The following is a 15,970-nucleotide window of genomic DNA, read 5'->3' as shown; positions in this document are numbered from 1 at the left end:
GCCGACGCCATCAAGCCCACGCCCGCACATGCCACTACCAGCGACAACAGACCCAAAGAAACTGAAGATCACGACTTACCGCTGGAGTACTAGGCGATAACGGGCTGTGCGGTCAGCGCAAGCCGCCGCGGAGCACGTCCGTTTGTGGTCGTGGGTGTGCGGGGGCGAATACGTCGCGAACCCTTTCTCACTCCGGTTCTCTGGGGCAGGTCTTGAAGCGGTGTTGGACAAGGGCGGTGCCGTCCACGAGGAGGTCGGAGCGGTCGCGGGTGGCGTCGGTGGTGAAGTGGGCCTTTTCGCGGGTGGACCAGGCGTCCCAGGCGCCGGCGTATTCGGGGCCGTCGCGGTCGAGGGCGCGGGCGCGGCGGAGGTCGTGGGGGGCGTCGATCCAGATGCGGTAGGCGGCGGGCGACTCCGCCCAGGCGGCGCCGACGCCCTCGATGATGACGACGGGTGCGGGCGGGACCTGCTCGGACGGGCCGTAGCGGTCGCGGTGCCAGTCGTAGCGGCGCAGGACTCCGGGGCGGCCCTCCCGGAAGGGTGTCAGGACCGTCTCGCGGAGCGGCCGCCACCAGGTGAGCGGGTCGGCGTCCCAGGGCACCTGGAAGTCGTCCGACCGCACGACCGGTGCGCCAACCCTGCCCTCCGAGGGGGGACGACCCCCCACGCCCCCCGGGGCGCCTCCGGCGTCGGGGAGGGCGGCGGCCAGGTGGTCGGTGAACGTCGACTTGCCGGCGCCGCTCGGGCCGTCGACCGCGACGAGGCGTACGGGGCCGCAAGACGGCGGCAGTGCGAGCAGGCGCACGGCGAGCGCGGGGTAGGTCAGGGCGGCGTCCGGCACGGACGGCATACTTCCAGGTGCCGGCCCCCGAAGGAGGACGTCCTTGCCCGGACCGCTCGAAGACGTTGTGATCGTCGACCTCAGCCGCGTGGTGGCGGGTCCGCAGGCCACGATGACACTCGCCGACCTCGGCGCCAGGGTGATCAAGGTGGAGCAGCCCGGCGGCGGCGACGAGACGCGGGGCTGGGGGCCGCCGTTCGCGGGCGCCGAGCAGGTCAGCACCTACTACCTGTCGATCAACCGCAACAAGGAGTCGATCATCCTCGACCTGAAGTCCGGTGGGGGCAGGGACACCCTGACGCGGCTGGTGCGGCACGCCGATGTGCTCGTGGAGAACTTCCGGCCGGGCGTGCTCGACCGGCTCGGCTTCCCGGTGGAGCGGTTGCACGAGCTGAACCCCGGCCTGATCGTCCTGTCGATCACCGGGTTCGGGCATGACGGGCCGGAGGGCGGACGTCCCGGCTACGACGCGATCGTGCAGGGCGAGGCGGGCATCATGAGCGTGACGGGGCCGCCCGGCACGCCGAGCAAGGTCGGGCTGTCGATCGCCGACATCCTCGCCGCGGGCAACGGTGTGGCCGGGGTGCTGGCCGCCCTGTACGAGCGGACCCGCACCGGGCGCGGCACGGTCGTCCGCACGTCGCTGCTGGCGTCGGTGGTCGGCGCGCACATGTTCCAGGGGACGCGCTGGACCGTCGCCCGCGACGTCCCCGAGTCGGTCGGCAACGACCACCCGTCGATCGCCCCGTACGGGACGTTCCGCTGCAAGGACGGGCAGATCCAGATCGGCGTCGCCAACCAGAGCCTGTGGCGCCGGTTCGCGGCGGTCATCGGCCTCGACCCCGATGACCCGCGGTACGCGACCATCCCGGATCGGTCCGCGAACCGCGCAGAGCTGACCGGCGACATCGAGGCGGTCTTGGGCGGCGACACCCGTGAGGTCTGGCTGGCGCGGCTGAACGAGGCGGGCGTCCCGGCCGGGGCGATCCGTTCGATCGACGAGGTGTACGAGTGGGAGCAGACCCGCTCGCAGGGCCTCGTCGTCGAGGTCGACCATCCGCAGCTGGGGCCGATCGAGCTGCCGGGGCCGGCGCTGCGCTTCGACGGGGCGCCGCCGCGCGAGCACACCGCCCCGCCGCTGCTCGGCGAGCACAATGACGCGGTGATGGCCTGGCTCGACGAACGGGACGGGCTGGACGAGAACGAGAGGGGCGAGTGATGGACCTGCTCGGCGAGTCGGGCGGCCCGGTGCGGATCGACGGGCGGGAACTGGCGCGCGACGAACTCCTCGGATGGGCGTCGGCCGTCGCCGCGGAGATCCGGGGCGCGGACGCCGTCGCCGTCCACGCCACCGCGTCCCTGGAGACGGTCGCCGCGGTCGTCGGGGGTGTCCTCGCGGGCGTCCCGGTCGTGCCGCTGCCGCCGGACTCGGGGCCCGCCGAACGCGCGCACATTCTGGGCGACTCCGGCGCGAGCCTGCTGCTGGCGGCGAGCGGCGTGCGACCGGCGGAGGGGGAACCGCCCCTGGTGCCGGTCGACGCGCTCCCGCGCAACGGAAGCGAGCGGACGGGCGCCGGCGCCGACGCGACCGCGATGATCCTCTACACGAGCGGGACGACCGGCGCCCCGAAGGGCGTGCTGATCTCGCGGGGCGCGATCGCCGCCGGGCTGGACGCCCTCGCCGAAGCGTGGGCGTGGACACCCGGCGACGTCCTCGTCCACGGGCTTCCCCTCTTCCACGTGCACGGCCTCGTCCTCGGTGTTCTCGGGGCCCTCCGGGTGGGGTCGCCGCTCGTCCACACGGGACGTCCCAAGCCGGAGGCGTACGCCGCCGCGGCGCAGAACGACGGCGGGAGCCTGTTCTTCGGTGTCCCGACCGTCTGGTCGCGGACGGCGTCGGACCCGTCCACCGCGCGGGCCCTCCGCGGTGCGCGGCTCCTCGTCTCCGGCAGCGCGCCGCTCCCCGTGCCCGTCTTCGAGCGGCTCTCAGACCTCACCGGGCACCGGCCGGTGGAGCGCTACGGCATGACCGAGACCCTCATCACGGTCAGCGCGCGCGCCGACGGCGACCGGCGCCCCGGATACGTCGGCATGCCGCTGCCCGGTGTCGAGACCCGGCTGATGGGCGAGGACGGCGGGCCCGTCCCGCACGACGGGGAGACGCCCGGCGAGCTGCACGTCCGGGCGCCGCTGCTGTTCAAGGGCTACCTCAACCGTCCCGACGCCACCGCGGAGTCGTTCGCCGAGGACGGCTGGTTCCGCACCGGCGACATCGCGACCATCGGCCCGGACGGCTGGCACCGGATCGTCGGCCGCGCGTCCACCGACCTGATCAAGAGCGGCGGCTACCGGATCGGCGCCGGTGAGATCGAGAACGCGCTGCTCGCGCACCCCGGCGTCCGCGAGGCCGCCGTCGTCGGCACCCCCCACGACGACCTCGGCGAGCAGGTCACCGCCTACGTGGTCGCCGACGGCGTGGACGAGAAGCAGCTCATCGACTTCGTCGCCGGAAGCCTGTCGGTGCACAAGCGGCCACGCGTGGTGCACCTGGTCGCCTCCCTGCCCCGCAACGCCATGGGCAAGGTCGTCAAGACCCGCCTGACCGACCTCGCGCCCTAGGGGAGAAGTTCGGCGAGGACGGGGCGGACGAGGTCGCGCGCCGCCGACTCCGGCAGGTCCGGGCCGGAGTCGCCCTCGGCGAAGTAGTGCAGGAACGCCTGCTGGAAGCACGCGCCCATCAGCAGCGCCGCCACGGCGCGCGTGTCGGCGGCGGCCGCGACGCGGCCGAGATCGCGTTCGGCGTCCAGGTACGCCGCCAGCGCCCGCACCGGCTTGTGCGGGCCCGCGTCGTACTTGCGCAGCGCATCCCGGGTCGCCTCCATCAGCGTCCGCTGCGCCATCATCGAGGCCATCATCGGGAACGCGGCGCGGTAGAAGCGCAGCGCGCCGTGGACGACCGAGACGAGGTTGGCCTCCACGGTGCCCTCGCCGGGGACGCTCATCGGGGCGAAGTCCGGCATCCGTTCCTTGAGGACGTGCAGCATCAGCTCCTCCTTGTCCTGGAAGTGCTTGTAGAGCAGCGCCTCGGAGTAGCCGGCGGCCTTGGCGATCTCCTTGGTGGTGGCGCGGGCCACGCCGTGCCGGCGCATGATGTCCGCCGCGGCGTCCAGAATCCGTTCCCGCGCGCTCAATGAAGGCCCCCTTGACGTGTGAGTGAACACTCACCATGATAGTGGTTAGTAAATACTCACTAACGAGGGGAAATCAATGAGGCTCACGATTTTCGGGGCGACCGGCGGCACCGGAATCCGGCTCGTCCGCCGCGCGCTGGGAGCCGGGCACGAGGTGACCGCCGTCGTCCGCGACCCGGCCGGGCTGCCCGCCGAACTGCGCGCCGCCGCCAACGTCGTCCAGGCCGACGTGATGGACTCCGGCGCGATCGAGGGGACGGTGAAGGAACGCGACGCCGTCATCACCGCGATCGGCACGCGTGAGGGCCGCGAGCCGACCAGTGTCTGCGCGGACGGCGCCCGCGGCATCGTCGGTGCGATGAACGCCACCGGGGGCGGGCGGTTGCTGCTCGTCAGCGGGTCCGGGTTCCACGCCGGGCCGGGCGACGACCCGCTCACCCGGTTCGTGGTCAAACCGCTCGTCCTGCGGCGGCTCCTGAAGCACGCGTTCGCCGACATGCGCGACGCCGAGGACGTCGTCCGCGCCTCCGGGCTCGACTGGACGATCGTCCGCCCGCCCCGGCTCACCGACGGGCACGGCGCCGGCCGCTACCGCAAGGCCGTCGACCGCAACGTCCTCGGCGGCTTCTCGATCGCCCGCGCCGACCTCGCCGCCGCGCTCCTCGACCTCGCGGACGACCCGGCCGCCATCGGCCACGTGGTCGGCGTCGCCCGCTAAGAATCGCCCGCATGACACCTGTCATGCCGATCGGGTGACAGGCGCCGGTGGAACCGGTGACACGCGCGTCTACCGGAGGGCGCGCGGAACCACGACGCTGGGGACGGAGCCCGCCCGCTCGATGCCCGCGCACGATTACAGTGCAGGCGAGGAGGAACCCGACATGGCGGTCGCCACCACGGCGGATCTCGAGGCGCAGGACAACCGCAGGCTGGAACGGTACCGGCGAGGGACGTACCGCTCGTTCATGCTCGCCGCCGTGGGGTTCATCGTGCCCAGCCTCGCCGGGCTGGCGGCCGCCTACGACGACGGCCACGTCGGCGTCCCTCTCATCGTCGCGGTGATCGCGGGCCTCGGCCTGCTCACCGGGTACTACTCGCGGCTCGTCCGGACGGGCCTGGACGGCGGGGCGTCCCGGCGCGACATCGCGGCCAGCGGCGCCGTGGCCGCGGTGCTGAGCCTGATGCTCCTCGCCAACCCGCTGTTCAACCTGATCGCGGTCTTCTGGGTGTCCGCGGTGGTGCTGTCGCCGAAGAGCCGCCGGCAGATCGTCGCCCTCTGCCTCGGCACGGCCGCGTACTGCTCGGCGCTCACCACGATCTCCGCGCAGTACCTGTACCCGGACGGGGGCATGCCCTGGTACGGCCTCCTCCCCATGATGTTCGCGATCTACGTCACCGCCTGCGGGTTCGTCGTGTTCTGCAACCGGTACCAGCGCCGCATGTGGGAGATGCACCAGGAGACCTTCGCGGCCCGCGAGGCCCTCGCCAGGCTCGCGGTGACCGAGGAGCGGCTCCGCTTCTCCCGCGACCTGCACGACCTTCTCGGCCACAGCCTCTCCCTGATCGCGGTGAAGAGCGAGCTGGCGATGCGGACGGCGGGCGCCGACCCCGACCGGGCCGCCGCCGAGATGGCCGACGTCCGGCGCACCGCCCGGGAGGCGCTGCGGGAGGTGCGGGCCGCCGTCAACGGGTACCGCGCCGTCGAGCTGGACGCCGAGCTGGCCGGGGCGCGGGCCGTGCTGGAGGCCGCCGGGATCCGCTGCGAGGCCGGCGACCTGCCGGGCGCGCTGCCGCCGGAGGTCCGCGCGGTGCTGGCCTGGGTGATCCGCGAGGGCACCACCAACGTGATCAAGCACAGCGAGGCCCGGCGCTGCACCGTCACGCTCACGTCCCACGGCGGCTCCGTGGCCCTGGAGATGCGCAACGACGGCGCCCGCGGCGGCGACGACGCCGACGGCTCGGGCCTCACAGGCCTCGCCGAGCGCGTCGCCGTGCTCGGCGGCGAGATCACCGCCGGCCGGCACGGCCGCACCGACTTCGTCCTGCGCGCCGTCGTCCCCCTCCCCGCGACGGACGCGGACGCCGCCCCCGCCCCCGCCGACGCAGTGCCGGCCGAGGCGGTGCCGGCCGACACCGTGGCCGCCGACGCAGTGTCCGCCGACACCGTGTCCGCCGATACCGGGGGGAGCCGCGCGTGATCCGCATCCTGCTGGCCGACGACGAGCACCTCATCCGCGGCGCCGTCGCCGCGCTGCTCGGCCTCGAACCCGACCTGGAGGTCGTCGCCGAGGTCGGCCGGGGGGACGAGGTCGCCGCCGCCGTCGCCGAGCACGACCCTGACGTCGCCGTCCTCGACATCGAGATGCCCGGCGCGGACGGCCTCACCGTCGCCGAGCGGCTCGACGCGTCCGGCGCCCGCTGCTCGGTCTGCATCCTGACGAGCTTCGGCCGCCCCGGCTACCTGCGCCGCGCCATGGCCGCCGGGGTCCGCGGATTCGTCGCCAAGGACGCCCCCACGCAGGAACTCGCCGCCGCCATCCGCAAGGTCCACGGCGGCGGCCGCTACCTGGACGCCGAACTCGCCGCCGGCGCGATGGCCGCCGGCGACAACCCGCTGTCCGAGCGCGAGCGCGAGATCCTCCGCCTCACCGGCACCGGCACCGAGACCGCCCGCATCGCCGCCCGCCTCCACCTGTCCGAGGGCACCGTCCGCAACTACCTCTCCACCGCCATGACCAAGCTCGGTGAATCCAACCGCGTCGCCGCCGTCCGCTGCGCGAAGGAGATGGGCTGGATCTAGGCACACTCTGCTGTCGCTTTGCCACGCTCGGCACAGCCCCCCGTGCTTGCGGGGATGATCCGCTGGGGCAGGGTTCCCTGACTCTGATGGACCGTTGCTCCCCGCACATGCGGGGATGAATGCTCATAGGCTTGGCGTGTGAACGAGCCACTGATCGCGCGCATGCAGGGATTCGGCGAGACGATTTTCGCCGAGATGTCGGCTCTCGCCGTGCGGACCGGTGCGATCAATCTCGGCCAGGGCTTCCCCGACAGCTCGGGGCCGGCCGGGATGCTGGACGTGGCCGTGGAGGCGATCCGCACAGGCGTGAACCAGTATCCACCGGGGCCCGGCATGCCCGAATTGAAAGAGGCGGTGGCGGCGCAGAGGCAGGAGCGGTACGGGCTGTCGTACGACCCGGCGGCCGAGGTGTTCGTCACCGTGGGCGCCACCGAGGGCATCGCGGCGTCGGTGCTCGCGCTGAGCGGGCCGGGCGACGAGGTCATCGTCTTCGAGCCGTACTACGACTCCTACGCGGCCGTGATCGCGCTCGCCGGCGCCGTCCGCAGGCCCGTCATGCTGCGTCCGGTGGAGGGGCGGTTCACCTTCGACCCGGACGAGCTGCGCGCCGCGGCCGGCCCCCGTACCCGGGCGATCCTGGTGAACTCGCCGCACAACCCCGCCGGGACCGTGTTCACGCGCGCCGAGCTGGAGACCATCGCGGACGTCTGCCGCGAGCACGACCTGGTGGCGATCACCGACGAGGTCTACGAGTACCTGACGTTCGACGACACCGAGCACATCCCGCTGGCGACGCTCGACGGCATGCGCGAGCGGACGGTGTCGGTGTCGTCGGCGGGCAAGTCGTTCTCCGTCACCGGCTGGAAGACCGGCTGGGTGACGGCGCCCGCGCCCTACATCCGCGCCGTGCAGACGGTGAAGCAGTTCCTCACCTACGCGGTCAGCGCGCCCTACCAGCGGGCCGCCGCGTACGCGCTGGGCAACGAGATCGCCTGGGTGGAGGAACTGCGCAAGTCCCTGCAGGCCAAGCGGGACCGTCTCATCACCGGCCTGGAGGCCGCCGGGTTCACCGCGTACCGGCCGCAGGGCACCTACTTCGTGCAGGCCGACATCCGGCCGCTGGGATTCACCGACGGCATGGAGCTGGCCCGCGCCCTTCCGGAGAAGGCGGGCGTCGTCGCGATCCCGACGCAGGTCTTCTACGACCACGCCGAAGCCGGCGCGCACTTCGTCCGCTTCGCGTTCTGCAAGAAGGACGAGGTCATCGACGAGGCCGTCGAACGCCTGTCCCGCCTCCGCTGAGGGCGACGCTCGGCGCCCGACCCTAGAAATTGCCGAAGAAGCGGCGCTCGTTGGGCGATTTTCGCCCGTGAGCGCCGCCTCCGGCGCGGGCTACCGTTCGGCTCGTGACCTGGAACGGCGGGGGAGCGCTCGGCGGTGAGCGGATTCTCATCGCGCTCGGCGGCAACGCCATGACCGCATCGGACGGCAGCGCCACCCCGCAGGCGCAGGCGGCGGCGATCGAGGCCGCGATGGGGCCGGTGGCGGACCTGTGCGCGGCGGGCGCGCGGGTCGCGCTCACGCACGGCAACGGGCCGCAGGTCGGCAATCTGCTGATCAAGAACCAGCTGGCGGCGGGCGTGGTGCCGCCGGTCCCGCTGGACTGGTGCGGCGCGCAGACGCAGGCCACCATCGGCGTGATGATCATGAATGCGCTGGAGCGCGCCCTGGCCGCGCGGGACGCCGCCCGCCCGGTGGCCGCGGTCGTGACGCGGACGCTCGTGGACGCGTCCGACCCCGGGTTCGCGGCGCCCGCCAAGCCGATCGGCCGCTACTTCCCGGAGGACGCGGCGCGGCGGGCCATGGCGCACGGCGAGGTGTGGCGCCCGTTCGGGGAGCGGGGCTGGCGGCGCGTCGTCGCCTCGCCCGAGCCCTTGGAGATCCTGGACGCGGGCGCGGCGGCGGCGCTGCTGGACGCCGGGCACGTCGTCGTCGCCGCGGGCGGCGGCGGCGCGCCCGTCGCGAGGGTGGACGGGACGCTGCGCGGCGTCGAGGCCGTCGTCGACAAGGACCTGGCGGCGCAGCTGCTGGCCCGGCGGCTCGCCGCGACCACCCTGGTGATCGCGACCGATGTGGAGAACGCGATGACCGGGTACGGGACGCCGCAGGCGCGCCCCCTGGCCCGCACGACGGTCGCCGAGCTGGGCGAGCTGGCCGCCGCCGGGCACTTCGCCGGCGGCAGCATGGGCCCGAAGGTCGAGGCGGTGCGGCGTTTCGTCGCGGCCGGCGGGCGGCGCGCCGCGATCGCGTCGCTCGCCCGGCTGGGCGACGCGGCGCACGGCGAGGCCGGAACGGTCGTTGAGGCGTGACCCGGGGTACAGGACGATGACCAGAGCAGCTGAGGAGCGATGACGTGCCCGATCCGATCGAAGTCCGCAAGATCCCCATCGAGAGCGTGACCGACGCGTCCGGGCTGGCCCGGCTGATCGACGACGGCGTCCTGGAGGCCGACCGGGTCCTCGCCGTCGTCGGCAAGACCGAGGGCAACGGCGGCGTGAACGACTACACGCGGCTGCTGGCCGACCGCGCGTTCCGCGAGGTGCTGCTCGACAGGGGGACCCGCACGGCGGACGAGGTGGGGCGCGTCCCGCTGGTGTGGTCGGGCGGCACCGACGGCGTCCTCAGCCCGCACGCCACCGTCTTCGCCACCGTCGACCCCGCGAAGGCGCCGAGGTCGGACGAGCCGCGCCTGTCGGTCGGCGTCGCGATGAGCGAGACCATCCTGCCCGAGGACGTCGGCCGTCCCGCGATGGTCGAGACGGTCGCCGCCGGGGTCCGCGAGGCGATGAAGATCGCGGGGATCGACGATCCCGCCGACGTCCACTACGTCCAGACCAAGACGCCGCTGCTGACCCTCGACACCATCAACGACGCCAAGTCACGCGGCCGCGACGTCGTCACCGAGGACACCCTCAAGTCGATGGACATCTCCAACTCCACGACCGCGCTCGGCATCGCCGTCGCGCTCGGCGAGATCGAGACGCCGTCCGCCGGGCAGATCCACAAGGACCTGTCGCTGTACTCGTCGGTGGCGTCCTGCTCGTCCGGCGTGGAGCTCGACCGGGCGCAGATCGTCGTCGTCGGGAACGTGCGCGGCATCGGCGGCCGGTACCGCGCCGGGCACGGTGTGATGAACGACGCACTGGACGCCGACGGCATCTGGGACGCGGTCAGGTCGGCCGGGCTCGACCTGCCCGAGCGGCCCCGCACGTCCGACCTGGGCGACCGCCTCGTCAACGTGTTCATCAAGTGTGAGGCCGACCCGAGCGGCTCGGTCCGCGGACGCCGCAACATCATGCTGGACGACTCCGACGTGCACTGGCACCGGCAGATCAAGGCGTGCGTCGGCGGCGTCGCGGCGTCCGTCACGGGCGACCCGGCGGTGTTCGTGTCGGTCGCGGCCGTCCACCAGGGGCCGTCCGGCGGCGGCACCGTCGCGGCCATCGCCGACCTCGGATGACCGGGCCGGTGGCGGAAAGTATCCGGATAGTCGCCCACGGTGTCCGGCGGAGGTTATAACCTTCCTGGCGTGTCCGGACTGACCATTCCCGAATCCCGGTTCCCCGGGGACGACGGCGGCGCCGACCCGCGGCTGTGCGAGGCGCTAGCCGGCTACGCGGCGGGGCGCGTGGGCGTCCACGTGGTGCTGCGGCGGCTCCAGGGAGCACGGCTGCTGGTGCCCATCGTCGCCGTCCTCACCGAAGAGGAAGACGTCGCGCCCGGTGAGCTGCGCCGGGAGAAGTCGAGCGACATGGCGCTGCCCACGCTGATCGGCGACGACGGGCGGCGCGGCGTCCTCGGCTTCACCTGCACCGAGACGATGAAGGCGTGGCGCGCCGACGCCCGCCCCGTCGCCGTCCGTGCCGGGGAGGCGTGCCGCGCCACCCTCGACGAGGGCGCGGACGCCCTGGTCGTGGACGTGGCGGGCCCGGTCCCGTTCGCCGTGGACGGCCTGCGCCTGCACCTGCTCGCCGAAGGCCGTCCCGTCCCGCCCCCGCACGAGGACCCCGACGTCCTCGCCGCCGTCGAGGCCGCGTTCGGCTCCGACGAGTCCGTCAGCGGGGTCCGCGTCACCGAGGGCACGTCCGCCGAGGTCGCCGTGCGGTTCTCCGTCGTCGCGGGCCATGACGAGCGACGCACCGTGCAGCGGGTGTCCGACCGGCTCGCCGAGGTGCTGCGCGGCCGCATCGTCGGCGGCGTCGAACTGAACGTCGTACGCCGGTAGGCGTGCGCCGGTAAGCCGGTGCGCCGGAAAATCGTTGGCGTCCCGCGCCGCCCGGTGGGCAGGCTGGACGGCATGACCGACGTCGACTCATTCATCGCGGACGGGTTCGTCCGGGTGGAGGGAGCCTTCTCCCGCGAACTGGCCGCCGACTGCCGCGAGATCCTCTGGCGGGACACCGGCTGCGCCCCCGGCGACAGGTCGACGTGGACGCGGCCGGTCGTCCGGCTGGGCGACTACGCGCAGGAGCCGTTCCGGGCCGCCGCCAACACGCCCGCCCTGCACGCCGCGTTCGACGCGATCGTCGGCGAGGGCGCCTGGCTGCCGCGCGGGAGCCTCGGGACGTTCCCGGTGCGGTTCCCCGGCGGCGACGCGCCCGGCGACGACGGCTGGCACATCGACGCGAGCTTCCCCGGCGACGACCCGTCCGACTACATGTCCTACCGGGTGAACGTGGCGTCCAAGGGCCGCGCGCTGCTGATGCTGTTCCTGTTCTCGGACGTCGGCGAGGACGACGCGCCCACCCGGATCCGGGTCGGCTCGCACCTGGACGTCCCGCCGATCCTCGAACCGGCGGGCGACGAGGGCCTCGCCTTCATGGACGTCGCGGGGAAGGCGGTCCCAGCGTCCGAGCACCGTCCCGTCGTCATGGCGACCGGGCGGGCAGGCGACGTCTACCTGTGCCATCCGTTCCTCGTGCACGCCGCGCAGCAGCACCACGGCACGGAGCCGCGCTTCATGGCGCAGCCGCCGCTGGCCCCGGCGGGCCCGCTCCCCGAATCGTCCCCGGTGCGGATCGCGATCGGCCGGGGTCTCGGGCGCTGACCTTCTAGGCTTGGTCGTTCCCGTCACCTTGGAGATTCCCGTGCTGACCATGCAGGACGCCCTGATCCGGCTCACCGGCTACTGGGCGGGGCGCGGCTGCCTCGTCGCGCAGCCGATGAACACCGAGGTCGGGGCGGGCACCCTGAACCCGGCGACCGCGCTGCGCGTCCTCGGGCCGGAACCGTGGCGGGTCGCCTACGCCGAGCCGAGCGTCCGCCCCGACGACTCGCGCTACGGCGACAACCCCAACCGGCTGCAGACCCACACCCAGTTCCAGGTGATCCTCAAGCCGGAGCCGGGCGACGCGCAGGACCTCTACCTCGGCAGCCTCGCCGCGCTGGGCATCGACCTGCGCGCCCACGACGTCCGGTTCGTCGAGGACGACTGGGCGTCACCCGCGCTCGGCGCGTGGGGGCTCGGCTGGGAGGTGTGGCTGGACGGCCTGGAGATCACCCAGTTCACCTACTTCCAGCAGTCCGGCGGGCTGACCCTCGACCCGGTGTCGGTCGAGATCACGTACGGGATGGAGCGCATCCTGATGGCGCTCCAGGGCGTCTCCCACTTCAAGGACATCGCGTACTCGCCCGGGATCTCGTACGGGGAGGCGTTCGGGCAGGCAGAGTACGAGATGAGCCGCTACTACCTCGACGACGCCGACATCGGCACGAACCGCGAGCTGTTCGAGGCGTACGCGGCGGAGGCGCGGCGGATGCTGGACGCCCGGCTGCCCGTCCCCGCCCACTCCTACGTCCTGAAGTGCTCCCACGCGTTCAACGTCCTGGACGCTCGCGGCGCGATCGGCACGACCGAACGGGCACGGGCGTTCGCCCAGATGCGGGACCTCGCCCACCAGGCCGCCGCCCTGTGGGTGGAGCGCCGCGCCGAGTTGGACCACCCCCTCGGCGACGCCGCGGCCCGTCCCGCCGCCGTGTCCGCGCCGGACGCGCTGCCCTCTCTCGCCTCCCCGGCCGCGTTCACCTTCGAGATCGGCGTCGAGGAACTGCCGCCGCACGAGGTCGCCCGCACCGCGGACGACGTGGCGGAACGGCTGCTGCGCGGGCTGGAGGAGACCGGCCTGTTCACGGACGCGTCCTCGCTCGACACCTGCGCGACGCCGCGCCGGATCATCGTGCTCGTACGCGACCTGGAGCCCCGGGAACCGGACACCGAGCAGGTCGTGAAGGGGCCGCGCCTCGCCGCCGCCTACGACGCGGCCGGGGAGCCGACGCGGGCGTTGCAGGGGTTCGCGCGGGGCCAGGGCGTCGCCGTCGCGGACGTCGGGCAGGTCACGGTGGGCGGCGGGGAGTACGCCGGGTTCGTCCGCACGGTGGTGGGACGCCCCGCCGCCGAAGTCCTGGCGGGCCTGCTCCCGGAGATCGTCACCGGGCTGCGCGCCGGGAAGAACATGCGGTGGAACGCGCCGGGCCTGGCGTTCGCCCGCCCGATCCGCTGGCTGCTCGCCCTCCTGGACGGGCACGAGATCCCGTTCACCGTCTCCGGCATGACGGCGGGCCGCTCCACCCGCGTCCACCGCACGGCCGCCGAGCCGGCCGTCGCGGTGCCCGACGCGTCGTCCCTGATCACGGTGCTTCGCGATCACGGGATCGAACCCGACCCGGCCCGGCGCCGTTCCCGCGTCATCGAGGACGCCGGAGCCCTCGCCCGCCGGCATGGGGGCGTCATCGACTTCGCCGGCGAGCGGGACCTCGTCGAGGAGATCGTCAACCTCGTCGAGGAGCCCGTCGCCATCCTGGGCTCCTTCGACGAGAAGTACCTGGACCTGCCCGAGGAGATCCTCACGACGGTCATGCGCAAGCACCAGCGCTACCTGCCGGTGCGGGCGTCCGCGAACCGTCTCCTGCCGTACTTCGTCACGGTCGCCAACGGCGAATGCGACCACGAGGCCGTCCGGGCCGGGAACGAGGCCGTCCTCCGCGCCCGCTACGAGGACGCCTCGTTCTTCTACGAGCAGGACCTCCGGAGCACGCCCGAGCAGATCAAGGAGGGCCTCGCCAGGCTCACGTTCACCGAGCGGCTCGGCTCGATGGCCGACCGCTCGGCCCGCATCGCCGCGATCGCCGCCGGACTGGCGGACCGCCTCGACCTGACCCCGGACGAGCGGGAGACGATCCGCCGCGCCGCCGGGCTGGCCAAGTTCGACCTCGCCTCGTCCATGGTCATCGAGCTGTCGAGCCTCGCCGGGACGATGGCCCGCGAGTACGCCCGCCGCGCGGGCGAGGACGACGCCGTCGCGCAGGCCCTCCACGAGATGGAGCTGCCCCGCTCCGCCGGGGACGCCCTGCCCGCCACGGCCGCCGGGGCGCTCCTCTCCGTCGCCGACCGGCTCGACCTCCTCGCCGGGCTGTTCGCGGTCGGCTCCGCCCCGACCGGCAGCTCCGACCCGTTCGGCCTGCGCCGCGCCGCCCTCGCGCTGACCGCGATCCTGCGCGCCGTCCCGCGCCTCGCGCCCGTCACGGTGGGGGACGGCCTCGCCATCGCCGCGCACCACCAGCCCGTCGACGTCGCCTCCGAGGCCCTCGCCGAGGCGGAACGGTTCGTCGCGCGCCGCCTGGAGCAGAACCTCCTGGACGAGGGACACCCCGTGCACGTCGTCCGGGCCGTCCTCCCGCACGCGGGCGCCCCGGCCCGCGCCGCCCAGGCCGCGGCCGACCTGGAGAACCTGCTCCGCTCGTCACGGTTCGAACGGCTCACGACGGCGTTGCAGCGCGTCCTGCGCATCGTCCCGGCCGACACCGCCGCGGGCTACGATCCGGCGCTCTTCACCGAGCCCGCCGAACGGGACCTGCACGCCGCGTTCGCCGCCGTCCGGGACGAACTCCCCTCCGGCCCCGCGCTGCCGGAGTTCTATGCGGCCGCGACCGCCCTCATCGACCCGATCGACACCTACTTCGACGACGTCATGGTCATGGACGAGGACCCCGCCCGCCGCGCCAACCGCCTCGGCTTCCTCGCCGCGATCAGGGACTGGGTGGCGCCCGTCCTCGACTGGCGCGAGATCGCCTAGAACCAAGTGATGGGCAGGCCGTGCGACGGTCCTTCGCCGAGGATCGTCCGCTCGCCGCCCGGCCACAGCCGCAGCGCCACGACCTGCACGGCGTCGAGGCGGGAGGCGTCGCGTCCCTCGAACGACAGATGCGCGACCGGCGCCTCCCCGGTGGCCGCCGCTCCGGCGTCCTCCAGGTGGCGGAGCATCCGCGCCGCCTCGTCCCCGGACAGGTACGCCCACATCGTCGAGTGCCACACGACCGTCGCCATCCCCGGCCGCGGCGCGAGCCCCTCCAGGAAGTCGGCCGCACCCGCCCGCACCACCGTCGCCGGGACCCGCGCGGCCACCTCGAACGCCGCCCGCAGCCGCTCGACCCGCGCCGCCTGATCGGGCCACACGTACGACAGCAGCAGCCGCTGCGCGTCCGGCGAGGCCGCGTCCAGCGGACTTCGGTCGCATCCGAGGCGCTCGGCGATGTCGAGCGGCGCGTCCACCGGCGGAAGACCACGCCAGGCGTCGTCCAGCACGACCGGCGAGTCCGGCCCGTACGCCCCGCCCTCATAGCGGAGCCGGAAGTGGTCGGCCCGCAGGTTCAGGCCCGCGCTGGCGCCGATCTCCAGCAGCCTGATCGGCAGACCCGTCGCCTCGGCCACCGTGAGGAGCCCGCCGACCAGCGGAGCCGCCCGCCCGACCTCGTTCGTCTGCGGCGGGTCCGCGAGCCCTTCGCGTATCTCCGCCGCGTGCTCGGCCAGCACGTCCCGGAACGCGGGCCACGCCGCCAGGGGATCCTTCGTCCCGCCCGCTGTCGGGTAATGCTCGGCGAGTTCCGGTGCCCGTCCTTCCAGGACGAGCCTGTGCACCGTGCCCAGCATCCGCAGGACGAACCCGGTCTCGGTGCGCTCCCCGAGAACCCCCGCCACGGCCCCGCCCGGGTCGTCGGCCGCACGCGTGAGAAGCTCCGCGTACATCGGCGACCCCAGCTCGGCGCACCCCCGCGCCTGGGCGAGCAGCGCCTTCCTCATCG

Annotated in this window: 14 protein-coding genes; 11 read left to right on the top strand and 3 right to left on the bottom strand. The window is 73.6% G+C overall.

Annotation, left to right across the window (positions count from 1 at the left end; translation table 11 throughout):
* Nucleotides 1-187: 187 nt before the first annotated feature.
* Nucleotides 188-841 (bottom strand): hypothetical protein, encoded by a 654-nt coding sequence (locus AB0C35_RS38790; RefSeq protein WP_358467227.1) that lies wholly within the window; start codon nucleotides 839-841, stop codon nucleotides 188-190.
* 43 nt (nucleotides 842-884) lie between these two features.
* Between AB0C35_RS38790 and AB0C35_RS38785 the strand changes: the two genes are divergently transcribed.
* Together AB0C35_RS38785 and AB0C35_RS38780 are read left to right on the top strand one after the other, a co-directional pair.
* Nucleotides 885-2,060 carry a CoA transferase gene (locus AB0C35_RS38785; RefSeq protein ID WP_358467225.1) on the top strand — a complete coding sequence of 392 codons (1,176 nt, stop codon included), beginning with the start codon at nucleotides 885-887 and terminating at the stop codon, nucleotides 2,058-2,060.
* Nucleotides 2,060-3,460 (top strand): acyl-CoA synthetase, encoded by a 1,401-nt coding sequence (locus AB0C35_RS38780; RefSeq protein WP_358467223.1) that lies wholly within the window; start codon nucleotides 2,060-2,062, stop codon nucleotides 3,458-3,460. The genes AB0C35_RS38785 and AB0C35_RS38780 overlap by 1 nt, the downstream gene beginning before the upstream one ends.
* Here the strand turns inward: AB0C35_RS38780 and AB0C35_RS38775 are convergent.
* Nucleotides 3,457-4,032: a helix-turn-helix domain-containing protein gene (locus AB0C35_RS38775; RefSeq protein WP_358467221.1), complete on the bottom strand. Its 576-nt coding sequence runs from the start codon at nucleotides 4,030-4,032 to the stop codon at nucleotides 3,457-3,459. The genes AB0C35_RS38780 and AB0C35_RS38775 overlap by 4 nt on opposite strands.
* Before the next feature lie 76 nt (nucleotides 4,033-4,108).
* Between AB0C35_RS38775 and AB0C35_RS38770 the strand changes: the two genes are divergently transcribed.
* From AB0C35_RS38770 to AB0C35_RS38730, 9 genes are all read left to right on the top strand, one after another.
* The gene (locus tag AB0C35_RS38770) at nucleotides 4,109-4,750 is read left to right on the top strand and encodes an NAD(P)H-binding protein (RefSeq protein ID WP_358467219.1); all 642 of its coding nucleotides are present in this window, start codon (nucleotides 4,109-4,111) and stop codon (nucleotides 4,748-4,750) included.
* A 163-nt stretch (nucleotides 4,751-4,913) separates the two neighbouring features.
* Complete coding sequence (locus tag AB0C35_RS38765; protein WP_358467217.1) at nucleotides 4,914-6,230, top strand: sensor histidine kinase; 1,317 nt, start codon at nucleotides 4,914-4,916, stop codon at nucleotides 6,228-6,230.
* Nucleotides 6,227-6,832: a response regulator transcription factor gene (locus AB0C35_RS38760; RefSeq protein WP_358467215.1), complete on the top strand. Its 606-nt coding sequence runs from the start codon at nucleotides 6,227-6,229 to the stop codon at nucleotides 6,830-6,832. The genes AB0C35_RS38765 and AB0C35_RS38760 overlap by 4 nt, the downstream gene beginning before the upstream one ends.
* Before the next feature lie 138 nt (nucleotides 6,833-6,970).
* Nucleotides 6,971-8,134, top strand: coding sequence for a pyridoxal phosphate-dependent aminotransferase (locus tag AB0C35_RS38755; protein ID WP_358467213.1), 1,164 nt, complete (start codon nucleotides 6,971-6,973; stop codon nucleotides 8,132-8,134).
* 104 nt (nucleotides 8,135-8,238) lie between these two features.
* Complete coding sequence (locus AB0C35_RS38750) at nucleotides 8,239-9,201, top strand: carbamate kinase (RefSeq protein ID WP_358467211.1); 963 nt, start codon at nucleotides 8,239-8,241, stop codon at nucleotides 9,199-9,201.
* Nucleotides 9,202-9,245: 44 nt separating this feature from the next.
* A complete protein-coding gene (locus AB0C35_RS38745; RefSeq protein WP_358467209.1) occupies nucleotides 9,246-10,352 on the top strand; it encodes a ring-opening amidohydrolase in 1,107 nt (368 codons plus the stop codon).
* Nucleotides 10,353-10,421: 69 nt separating this feature from the next.
* Nucleotides 10,422-11,117, top strand: coding sequence for an SseB family protein (locus AB0C35_RS38740; RefSeq protein WP_358467207.1), 696 nt, complete (start codon nucleotides 10,422-10,424; stop codon nucleotides 11,115-11,117).
* 72 nt (nucleotides 11,118-11,189) lie between these two features.
* Nucleotides 11,190-11,939 carry a phytanoyl-CoA dioxygenase family protein gene (locus tag AB0C35_RS38735; RefSeq protein WP_358467205.1) on the top strand — a complete coding sequence of 250 codons (750 nt, stop codon included), beginning with the start codon at nucleotides 11,190-11,192 and terminating at the stop codon, nucleotides 11,937-11,939.
* Nucleotides 11,940-11,988: 49 nt separating this feature from the next.
* A complete protein-coding gene (locus tag AB0C35_RS38730; RefSeq protein WP_358467243.1) occupies nucleotides 11,989-14,964 on the top strand; it encodes a glycine--tRNA ligase in 2,976 nt (991 codons plus the stop codon).
* Here AB0C35_RS38730 and AB0C35_RS38725 read toward each other — a convergent pair.
* A complete protein-coding gene (locus AB0C35_RS38725; RefSeq protein WP_358467203.1) occupies nucleotides 14,961-15,968 on the bottom strand; it encodes a DUF2332 domain-containing protein in 1,008 nt (335 codons plus the stop codon). The two genes, AB0C35_RS38730 and AB0C35_RS38725, sit on opposite strands and share 4 nt — an antisense overlap.
* Nucleotides 15,969-15,970: the final 2 nt, after the last annotated feature.

The sequence above is a fragment of the Spirillospora sp. NPDC048819 genome (assembly GCF_040650055.1).
Taxonomy (GTDB): Bacteria; Actinomycetota; Actinomycetes; order Streptosporangiales; family Streptosporangiaceae; genus Spirillospora.
The sequence above is the reverse complement of the archived record's forward strand: the minus strand, read 5'-3'. Positions and strand labels throughout refer to the sequence as shown.

Coding starts and splice junctions, on each gene's coding strand:
- AB0C35_RS38780 (WP_358467223.1), top strand. CDS start 2,060: ATGGACCTGCTCGGCGAGTCGGGCGGCCCGGTGCGGATCGACGGGCGG.
- AB0C35_RS38730 (WP_358467243.1), top strand. CDS start 11,989: ATGCAGGACGCCCTGATCCGGCTCACCGGCTACTGGGCGGGGCGCGGC.
- AB0C35_RS38735 (WP_358467205.1), top strand. CDS start 11,190: ATGACCGACGTCGACTCATTCATCGCGGACGGGTTCGTCCGGGTGGAG.
- AB0C35_RS38770 (WP_358467219.1), top strand. CDS start 4,109: ATGAGGCTCACGATTTTCGGGGCGACCGGCGGCACCGGAATCCGGCTC.
- AB0C35_RS38725 (WP_358467203.1), bottom strand. CDS start 15,968: ATGAGGAAGGCGCTGCTCGCCCAGGCGCGGGGGTGCGCCGAGCTGGGG.
- AB0C35_RS38765 (WP_358467217.1), top strand. CDS start 4,914: ATGGCGGTCGCCACCACGGCGGATCTCGAGGCGCAGGACAACCGCAGG.